This window comes from Propionicimonas sp., assembly GCF_049840635.1.
Lineage (GTDB): Bacteria > Actinomycetota > Actinomycetes > Propionibacteriales > Propionibacteriaceae > Propionicimonas.
The window spans coordinates 2,685,759-2,694,928 of sequence record NZ_JASGKL010000005.1 but is presented as its reverse complement, the minus strand read 5'-3'; the positions used below and the strand labels follow the sequence as shown (position 1 = coordinate 2,694,928).

The 9,170-nt window shown below is 71.9% G+C and carries 8 protein-coding genes and 1 pseudogene; 2 read left to right on the top strand and 7 right to left on the bottom strand.

Features of this window, described 5'->3' with window-relative positions; genetic code table 11:
• The 3 genes from QM779_RS18025 to QM779_RS18015 form a co-directional block, all read right to left on the bottom strand.
• Positions 1-611: RNB domain-containing ribonuclease (locus QM779_RS18025; RefSeq protein ID WP_428538309.1), on the bottom strand; the 611-nt coding region annotated here is incomplete at its 3' end.
• A gap of 116 nt (positions 612-727) precedes the next feature.
• The gene (locus QM779_RS18020) at positions 728-937 is read right to left on the bottom strand and encodes a hypothetical protein (RefSeq protein ID WP_428538306.1); all 210 of its coding nucleotides are present in this window, start codon (positions 935-937) and stop codon (positions 728-730) included.
• Between the two features lie 28 nt (positions 938-965).
• Complete coding sequence (locus QM779_RS18015) at positions 966-1,709, bottom strand: zinc ribbon domain-containing protein (protein ID WP_428530076.1); 744 nt, start codon at positions 1,707-1,709, stop codon at positions 966-968.
• An 88-nt stretch (positions 1,710-1,797) separates the two neighbouring features.
• Between QM779_RS18015 and QM779_RS18010 the strand changes: the two genes are divergently transcribed.
• Together QM779_RS18010 and QM779_RS18005 are read left to right on the top strand one after the other, a co-directional pair.
• Positions 1,798-3,303, top strand: a complete 1,506-nt coding sequence (locus QM779_RS18010; protein ID WP_428538303.1) for an aminopeptidase P family protein — start codon at positions 1,798-1,800, stop codon at positions 3,301-3,303.
• A 141-nt stretch (positions 3,304-3,444) separates the two neighbouring features.
• On the top strand, positions 3,445-4,776 hold the full coding sequence (locus tag QM779_RS18005) for a TrpB-like pyridoxal phosphate-dependent enzyme (protein WP_428538300.1): 1,332 nt from the start codon (positions 3,445-3,447) through the stop codon (positions 4,774-4,776).
• A 431-nt stretch (positions 4,777-5,207) separates the two neighbouring features.
• Here the strand turns inward: QM779_RS18005 and QM779_RS18000 are convergent.
• The 4 genes and pseudogenes from QM779_RS18000 to QM779_RS17985 all read right to left on the bottom strand — a co-directional run.
• Positions 5,208-5,705: pseudogene (locus QM779_RS18000) on the bottom strand (general stress protein); the annotation flags it as partial.
• Complete coding sequence (locus tag QM779_RS17995; RefSeq protein WP_428538297.1) at positions 5,702-6,643, bottom strand: HpcH/HpaI aldolase/citrate lyase family protein; 942 nt, start codon at positions 6,641-6,643, stop codon at positions 5,702-5,704. The pseudogene QM779_RS18000 and the gene QM779_RS17995, both read right to left, overlap by 4 nt.
• Positions 6,644-6,725: 82 nt before the next feature.
• Positions 6,726-8,321, bottom strand: a complete 1,596-nt coding sequence (locus tag QM779_RS17990; protein ID WP_428538294.1) for a glucoamylase family protein — start codon at positions 8,319-8,321, stop codon at positions 6,726-6,728.
• Positions 8,322-8,332: 11 nt separating this feature from the next.
• Entirely contained in the window at positions 8,333-9,163 is an 831-nt protein-coding gene (locus QM779_RS17985) for a carbohydrate ABC transporter permease (RefSeq protein WP_428538291.1), read from the bottom strand.
• Positions 9,164-9,170: the final 7 nt, after the last annotated feature.

The following is a 9,170-nucleotide window of genomic DNA, read 5'->3' as shown; positions in this document are numbered from 1 at the left end:
TCGAGCTCCAGCCGCAGCGTGCCCAGCGTGCGCAGCAGCTCCAGCTGCTCACCGCCGGTCCCCGCGTCCAGCGCCGCCTGGGCGCCGGTGTAGCTGAGCTTGTCCCTGCTGCGGACCAGCCCCCGGGCCACCCGGGTGGACGTGGTCTGGCCGTCCGCGTCGAACTCCAGCTCCCAGACCAGTGCGGGACGCACCTCGTCCGGCAGCAGGCTCGCGGCACCCTCCGACAGCACCGACGGGTGCAGCGGCGTCTTGCGGGTCGGCGCGTACAGCGTCTCGGCGCGGGCGTGGGCCTCGGTGTCGATGTGCCCGCCGGGACTCACGAAGGCCGCCACGTCGGCGATCGCGTACAGCAGCTGGAACCCGGTCGCCGTCCGGGCCAGGTGGAACGCCTGGTCGAGGTCGTTCGAGCCCTCCGGGTCGAGCGTGACGAACTCGACGTCCGTGCGGTCGGCCGTCGGCAGGACGGGGTTGGCCGCGGCGTGCGCGGCCTCGGCCAGCACCTCCGAGCTGAACTGGCCGGGCACCCCGAGCGTGGCGCGGAGCCGGCGCAGGCCCTCCCTCAGGGCCGGCGGCTCACTGGTCTGGAGCGAGACGTAACGACTCGGCACGGTTCCTCCTCAGCGTCGGGTGCGTGGGTGTCCGTTCGGGCGGCGTCCACGAGGGGCCGCCCTGGATGACGAGGATATGACCTACGGTCGCGGCCGGGTCGAGCGCGCGGGCCATCTCAGGCGGCGACCAGGGCGGCGTACTCGGCGACCTCATCGGAGGCGACCTCCAGCGGGAGCGCCTCGTCGTTCAGCACCTCGCCCGTCTCCGCGTCGCGGAGCACGGCCGCGTAGGCCGCCGGTCCGGGATCGCCGCGCGAGCCCGCGTCCGCCTCGACCACGAGCCGACGGGACGCGACGTCCGCGGCAGGATCGGCACCCGGCGGCACGCCCCGGGCAGGCGCGGCGGGCGAGGCATCAGGCCTCGACGGCCGAGGTCCGGACGAGGATGCGCTCACACTCCTCGCACCGCAGCACCTCGTTCGGCGCGGCCGCGGCGTAGGCGACGAGGGCGCTCTGGGTGGCCTCGAGCTGGCAGCCGCCGCAGCGGCGTCCCTTCAGCGCCGCCGCGCCCACGCCGCCGGCGCGCGGCCGGATCCGGTCGTAGAGCGCCAGCAGGTCGGCCGGGATGCCCGCGGCGATGCCGTCGCGCGAGGCCTGGTGGGTGGCCTGCTCAGCGTCGATCGCAGCCACCTGCTCGTCCCGGGACGCGATCTGCGCACGCATCGAGGTCTCCAGGTCGGCCAGTTCCGCGGCGAGGCGGTCCTGCTCCGCCGTGGCCGACTCGAGCTGCTCCATCACCTCCAGCTCCACGTCCTCCAGGTCGGAGATGCGGCGTCCGAGGTGCGTGATCTCGTCCAGGAGCGCGTTCAGCTGCTTGGGGTCGGTCACCGTGCCGGCGTCCACCCGCTGCTGGTCGCGCGCCTGTCGCTCGCGCACGGGGACCAGGTCGGACTCGGCCTTCTCCACGTCCAGCTGCAGGTCGCCCACGGTCGTCCGCGCGGCGATCAGGGACTCGCCCAGCCGGCCGCGCACGACCCGCGCCTCGGCGAGGGTGGCGTGTTCGGGGAGGGACTTGCGACGATGCTCGAGCTGGGCGATCGCGGTGTCCTCCGCCTGCAGGTCGAGCAGACGGAGCTGCGCGGCGGGATCAGCCAACATCATGAGCCTCCTGGAGTTGTGAAGTCCGACTCTAGTGCGTGGCCGGCGCCGGGGGCCTCCGGAGGGCTGTGCGCCGGTGCGGGATAGCATGCGGGACATGACCGAGGAGCCCACCGACACCGAACAGCCCGCCCTGCCCAACCGGCAGGTTCCGTTCTCGGAGGCGTTCAAGGAGTTCATCCCGCAGGGCTGGGCGCCCTACCCGGAGGAGCTCCCCGCCGAACTCCCGGCAGCGGGTCCGGCCGCGCTGCGTCGCCGCGCCATCGCGGAGGCCTTCGCCGGTGAGCGGCTGGTGATCCCCGCGGGGGCGTTCAAGGTGCGGGCCAACGACACCGACTACCGGTTCCGGCCGCACTCGGCCTTCGCCTGGCTGACCGGGCTGGGCGGCGACCGCGAGCCGGACGCCGTCCTCGTCCTCGAGCCCACCGACACCGGCCACGAGGCGACCCTGTACTTCAAGCCGCGCGCCCCGCGCACCGACCCCGAGTTCTACGCCGACTCCCGTTACGGCGAGATGTGGGTGGGCACCAGGGAGTCGCTGGCCGAGATGTCGGCCATGACCGGCATCTCCTGCGCGCCCATCTCCGAGTTCGACAACGCGCTGGGCAAGAACCTCGACGCCACCACCGTCCGCCTGCTGCGGGAGGCGGACGAGGCGGTCACCGCCCGGCTGGACGCCCTCAGGGCCGAGGCGTCCGTGGACGCCACCGCGGCGACCACCACCGACGACGAGTTCGCAGTCGCCCTCTCCGAGGCCCGCCTGGTCAAGGACGCCTTCGAGCTCGACCAGCTCAGGCAGGCGTGCGCCGACACGGCCGTCGGCTTCGAGGCCGTCGTCGCCGACCTGCCCGAGGCCGTCCGCCGCGGCAAGGGCGAACGCTGGGTGGAGGGCATCTTCGGGCTGCACGCCCGCCACCTCGGCAACGCGATCGGCTACGACACGATCGCCGCGTCCGGCGACCACGCGAACACCCTGCACTGGATCCGCAACGACGGCGAGGTGAAGGACGGCGACCTGCTCCTCATGGACGCAGGGGTCGAGGTGGAGTCGCTCTACACCGCCGACATCACCCGCACGCTCCCGGTCTCGGGCACCTTCACCCCCGCGCAGCGCAAGGTCTACGCCGCCGTACTCGCCGCCCAGGCCGCCGGCATGGCCGCGGCGCGACCCGGCAACAAGTTCTCCGACGTGCACGCCGCCGCCGTCCGGGTGATCGCAGAGCACCTCGAGGCCTGGGGCCTGCTGCCGGTGTCGGCGGAGGAGTCCCTCGACCCGACCACCGGCGGGCAGCACCGGCGCTGGATGGTGCACGGCACGTCCCATCACCTCGGGCTCGACGTCCACGACTGCGCGCAGGCCCGCCAGGAGAACTACCGGGACGCCGAACTGCGTCCCGGCATGGTGATCACGGTCGAACCCGGCCTGTACTTCAAGAGCACCGACCTGCTGGTGCCCGAGGAACTCCGCGGGATCGGCGTGCGGATCGAGGACGACGTCGTGATCACCGACGACGGCTGCGCGATCCTCTCCGACCACCTGCCGCGCGACCCGGACGCGATCGAGGCCTGGATGGCGGGGATCCTGACCCGCTGAGACGCACCCGCCGCGCGTCCCACCCGGCGTGGGATCTCGCCACCGGCTACGGGTTTCGCCCTAGAGTGCTCCACGGCCGGTCAATGTCGCCCGGCCACACCTACGTACAGCCCCGAGTGGCGAAGGAGAACGGCGAGGACGATGGACGACCTGAACCGACCCGACCCGATGCAGACCAAGGTGGTCCTGGACGAGTCGCAGATGCCGACGCACTGGTACAACATTGTCGCCGACCTGCCGACGCCCCCGCCGCCCCACCTGCACCCGGCGACGAACGAGCCGCTGGTCCCCGACGACCTGACGGCGCTGTTCCCGATGGGCCTGATCGCGCAGGAGGCGTCGACCGAGCGCTGGATCGAGATCCCCAAGGAGGTGCACGACATCTACCGGCTGTGGCGGCCGTCGCCCTTCTACCGGGCGCGCCGGCTCGAGCAGGCGCTCGGCACCACTGCCCGGATCTACTACAAGTACGAGGGTGCATCCCCCGTCGGGTCGCACAAGACGAACTCTGCCGTGCCGCAGGCCTACTTCAACAAGCTCGACGGGCGCTCCCGCCTGACCACGGAGACCGGGGCCGGGCAGTGGGGCTCCGCGCTCGCGTTCGCGTCCCAGATCTTCGGGCTCGAGTGCGAGATCTGGCAGGTGCGCAGCTCGTACGAGGGCAAGCCGTACCGGCACGTGCTGATGGAGACGTTCGGTGCGAAGGTGCACTCCAGCCCGTCCGAACTGACCAACTCCGGACGCGCGCTGCGCGAGCAGTTCCCCGACACCACGGGCTCGCTGGGCATGGCGATCTCGGAGGCCGTCGAGGCGGCCGCGACCGACCCGAACGCCGCCTACTCCCTCGGCAGCGTGCTCAACCACGTGCTGCTGCACCAGACGGTGATCGGCCAGGAGGCGCTCACGCAGCTCTCCCTGTTCGGCGAACCGCGCGCCGACTACGTGTTCGGCTGCGCGGGCGGTGGCTCCAACTTCGGCGGCCTGGCGTTCCCGTTCCTGCGGGAGAACCTGGCCGGGCACGCGGAGGCGAAGATCATCGCCTGCGAGCCGAAGGCGGCCCCGTCGCTGACCGAGGGCGAGTACCGCTACGACTTCGGTGACACCGCGCACCTCACCCCGCTGCTGAAGATGTACTCCCTCGGCGCGGACTTCGTGCCCGACCCCGTGCACGCCGGCGGCCTGCGCTACCACGGCATGGCGCCGCTGGTCAGCCACTGCTACCACGAGGGCCTGATCGGTGCGATCTCCGTCAAGCAGCGCGAGGCGTTCGAGGCGGGCGTCCTGTTCGCCCGCTCCGAGGGCATCGTCCCAGCCTCGGAGTCCAACCACGCGATCGCGGGCGCCCTGCGGCAGGCCCGCCAGGCCACCGAGGACGGCGCGTCCCCGGTGATCGTGATCGGGGTCTCCGGCTCCGGCCAGCTCGACCTGCCGGCGTACGCCGAGTTCCTCAGCGGGGACATGGCCGACAGCTGACGCGCAGAACGTCGAACGCCCCCGTCCACGGCATTCGTGGACGGGGGCGTTCGTCGTCTGCGGGCTCAGGAGGTCGGGGCGTCCGGCTTCTTCTCCTCCGGCTCGGGCTCCGGCTCGGTGGCGGAGACCGGTGTCACGGGCGGCGCGGTGACCGGGTCGGGATAGCCGAGCCCGGACGGCGTGTCCTGGGGCTGGCCGTAGAGCGAGCCGGTGGGCGGCGGGTACGCGGCGTTGCCGTAGCCGGGGTGCGGGTAGGCCTGCGGGTAGCCCTGCCCGGGGTAGGGCTGCTGCGGGTACCCGGGCTGGCCGTACCCCTGCGGGTAGCCGACCGGGGCCTGGGGGTAGCCGGCCGGCGGCTGCTGCGGGTAGCCCGGACCGGGAACGGGGGCCTGCGCACCGGAGAACGGCCCCACCGGGCCCTGCGCCGGGGTGAACTGGGCCGCCCGCGCACCCGGCATGGCCGCGATCAGGTCCTTGGCCTGCCCTGCCACCTTGTGCTCGGCGAGCACCTCGTACTTGGTCGCCATGGTCTGGGAGACCGAACGGAAGTCGCGCTTGCCCTGGCTCATCCAGTAGCCGATCGCCGCGAAGGCGATGCCGACGAAGATGCCGATGGCCAGCGCGGAGGCGACCAGCAGCGCGAAGTTGACGGTCGGCTGCAGCACCCACATCAGGAGGGTGATCATCAGGCCCGTGGAGAGGCCGCTCTGCACGCCCTGGCTGATCACCGTCCCCCAACTGCGCCGGCCGAGCACCCGCTCGATCGACTTCAGTTCGGTGCCGACGATGCACAGGTTCTCGACGGGGAACCGCGCGTCGGCGAGGTGGTCGACCACCTGCTGGGCCTCGTCGTAGGTGTCGTAGACCCCGACCGACTGCGGGTACTCGAGCTTGAAGAGGCTGCTCAGCCTCGGAACCGGCTGGCTCATCTCGTCTCCTCCATTCCGGCGGCCCGTCCCCGGGCCAGGATCGCGGCGGCCAGTTTGACCCCCGCCTCGTCGACCATCTCCTCGTCCACCACGATCGCGCCGACGGCGCCCCGGGCCAGGTCGGTCGCCTGCGCGTAGGCGGCCATGATCCGCTGCGCCCTCTCGAAGTCGGCGGCCGACGGGGAGAACACCTCGTTGCCCGCGTCCACCTGGGCGGGGTGCAGCACCCACTTCCCGTCATACCCCAGCGCGGCACTGAGCTGCGCCGAGCGGCGGAAACCGTCCACGTCGCGGATGGCGACGAACGGGCCGTCGACCGCCTGCAGGCCGTGCGCCCTCGCGGCGACGAGGATCGACATCAGCACGTGGTGGAACGCGTCCGCGGGGTAGCCGGCGGGCTGCGCCCCGACGTTGAGCCCGCCCATGCCGAGGCTGGCCATGAAGTCGCCCGGGCCGAACACGAGGCTGGCCAGGCGCGGGGAGGCGGCGGCGATGGCGTCGACGTGCAGGAGGCCGACGGCGTCCTCGATCTGCACCTCGAGGCCGATCCGGCCGACCGGAAGGCCGGCGTTGTGCTCGACCTGGGTGAGCAGAAGGTCGAGGGCCTGCACCTGGGCGGCCGACTGGGCCTTCGGCAGCACCAGCGCGTCGATGCGCGCGCCCGCCGCGGAGACGACGTCGATCACGTCCCCGTAGGTCCAGGGGCTGTCCCACCCGTTCACGCGGACGGTGACCAGCCCGGCGGCGAACCCCGCGTCGCTGTTCAGCGCGTCGACGATCCGCTGCCGTGACTCGACCTTCACCGCGGGCGCGACCGCGTCCTCGAGGTCGAGGAACAGCCCGTCGACGGGCAGCGTCCGCGCCTTGTCGATGAACCGGTCCGACGAACCGGGAACGGCGAGGATCGTGCGCCGGGGTACTGCGCGGCTGGAGGTCACGGCTCCACCCTATTGCAGCGTCCGGACACCCGCCTGTGCCCCGGCTGTGGCGACCCTTGGGGCCAGCGGGACCCGCCAGGGCTCAGGCGCCGGCGCCGAACCGCTCCTGGGCGATGACCGGACGCAGCCGCCGCTCGACCGTGCGGGTCGCGAACGCCCTGCGGACGACGTCGCGGCCCAGGACGTTGCCGACCGCGCCCATGACCATCGCCTGGTCCAGCGAGAGGTAGCGCCGGGCCACGGTCCCCGACCTGCTGGCGATGGCGTCGTAGAAGCCGCCGTCGCCGTAGCTGTCGTACTCGCGCTGCAGCGTGGCCAGGTTGGCGTACGCCTGCCGCGGCTCGTGCATCATCGCGAGGAACGAGGCGTGCGGCGTGACCACCCCGTCCTGGAAGTCGGGGTGCGGGTTGGTGGCCTCGCGGCAGGTGCCGAAGCCGGGGTCGTAGTTGGTCTTCTCAACGTCGGAGAAGTAGCCGTCGGGGTTCAGCCCGAGCGCGTCCACCCCGTACTCGCGGTAGTTCGCGAACGGGTCGGACGACGGCGAGAACCCCCACACGCCGTACTTCGCCTCGACCAGCCCGTGCTCGCGCTGCGCACGCACGTGGAGCGGGTGGTTGAGCCCCCACGAGCGGGGCGCCCAGCGTGCCTCCGGCACGAACACGTCCGGCATCAGCTCCTCGAACATGCTGCCGCCCCAGCCGGGGACGATCCGCATGCCGCGGTAGCGGTAGGCACCCTCGTACACCTCCACGCCGAGGTACGTGCGCGTCCGCCCGACCGGCTGCGACTCCTGCCACGACCAGTCGCAGTCGGCGGGGAACGTCCGCCACATCGCGAAGTACTGCCGGGCAGGAATCTGGCCGGTCGCGATGCCGAGGTAGCTGGTGATCCTCGTCTCCGACACGGTGGTGTCGTAGTGGTGGTTGGTGTACCACACGTCCGGGCCCACCCCGATGTGGTTGCCCGCGTACCCGGAGAACCCGGGCGGGGTCTCCCCGTCGTAGAAGCCGCCGTGGATGAGACCGCCGGGACGCACGCCGGGGTGCGCGGTGTCGGCGTCGTAGAACATGTCCCAGCGCATCCGGGTGAACAGCCGGTCGGCCAGTTCCCGCACAGGCGGGACGGCGTTGCGCACCACCCACAGCGCCGCTCCCAGCCAGCCGTTGTCCACGCTGGAGACGAACGGGTAGACGCGACTGCCGTCGGTCGGCCAAGTGGTCAGCACCTCGCCGGTGGCCTCGTCGTACCAGTTGTAGTACAGGCCGGACGGGGCGTGGTGCTGGATGGTGAGCAGCGTGCGCAGGGTCTGCCGGCAGCGCCGGGCCAGCTCCGCGGCGTCGATGATGCCCAGTTCGCGGGCGACCACGGCGCTCCACAGGTACCCGCCGATGTTGGTCGGGGACGTGTACCCGCTGCGGTCGGCCGCGGCCAGGGAGGCGGGGATGTTGTCCGCGGGAAGCCCGGTCTCCGGGTCGGTCATCGCGACCAGGGATCGCCACGTGTCCGCGGCCCAGCCGACGACCCGGCCGGCGTCGAAGGACGTGCCGCCGGCACGTGGCGTGGCAGGGACGCGGACGGGCACGGCGTGCGCCGCGACGGCCGGGAGGCCGGCGGCCAGCCCGACGGCTGTCGCGCCGGTGAGCACGGTGCGGCGGGAGAGGGGTGTGGGTTCGGTCATGGTGGTGTTCCTCACTTGATTCCGGTCGTGGCGATGCCCTCGACGAAGTGCCGCTGGAAGAGCAGGAAGACGAGCATCAGCGGCAGCACCACCACGCACGCCCCGGCCAGCAGCAGCCCGTACTGGGTGCTGTTCTGTCCGGTGGAGTACAGGGCGAGCGCCACCGGCAGCGTGTAGTTCCTCTCCGTCTGTGCGACCACCAGCGGCCACAGGAAGTTGTTCCACGAGCCGAGGAAGGTCAGGATCCCCAGCGTCGCGAGCGCGGGCCCGCACAGCGGCAGGATGATCCGGGCGAAGATGCCCAACTCGCTCGCCCCGTCCACGCGCCCCGCGTCCAGCAGGTCGGACGGGAGCCCGGAGACGAACTGACGCATCAGGAACACCCCGAAGGGGGTCACGAGGAAGGGCAGGATCAGCCCGGGCAGGGAGTCGATCAGACCCGCGTTGGCCACGATCACGAACAGCGGGACGAACGTGACCACGCCGGGGATCATCAGCGTCCCGAGCACCACGGCGAGCAGCACCCTGCGTCCCGGGAACTCCAGCTTCGCGAGGGCGTAGCCGAGCATCGAGCAGAACAGGAGGTTCCCCGCGGTGACCGCGACGGCGACGATCGTCGAGTTGGTGAAGTAGGTGCCGAAGTCGAGCCGCGCGAACAGCTGGGTGTAGTTGTCGAGGCTGGCCGCCTCCGGCCACCAGGTCGGCGGGACGCGACGGAGTTCGCCCTCGTCCTTGAAGCTGCCCAGCACCATCCAGACGAACGGCGAGATGACCAGCACGAGGGCGACGCTGAGCAGCAGGTAGATCCACCAGCGGCCGGACCGGTGCTTCGACGGGTTCACGACGCGC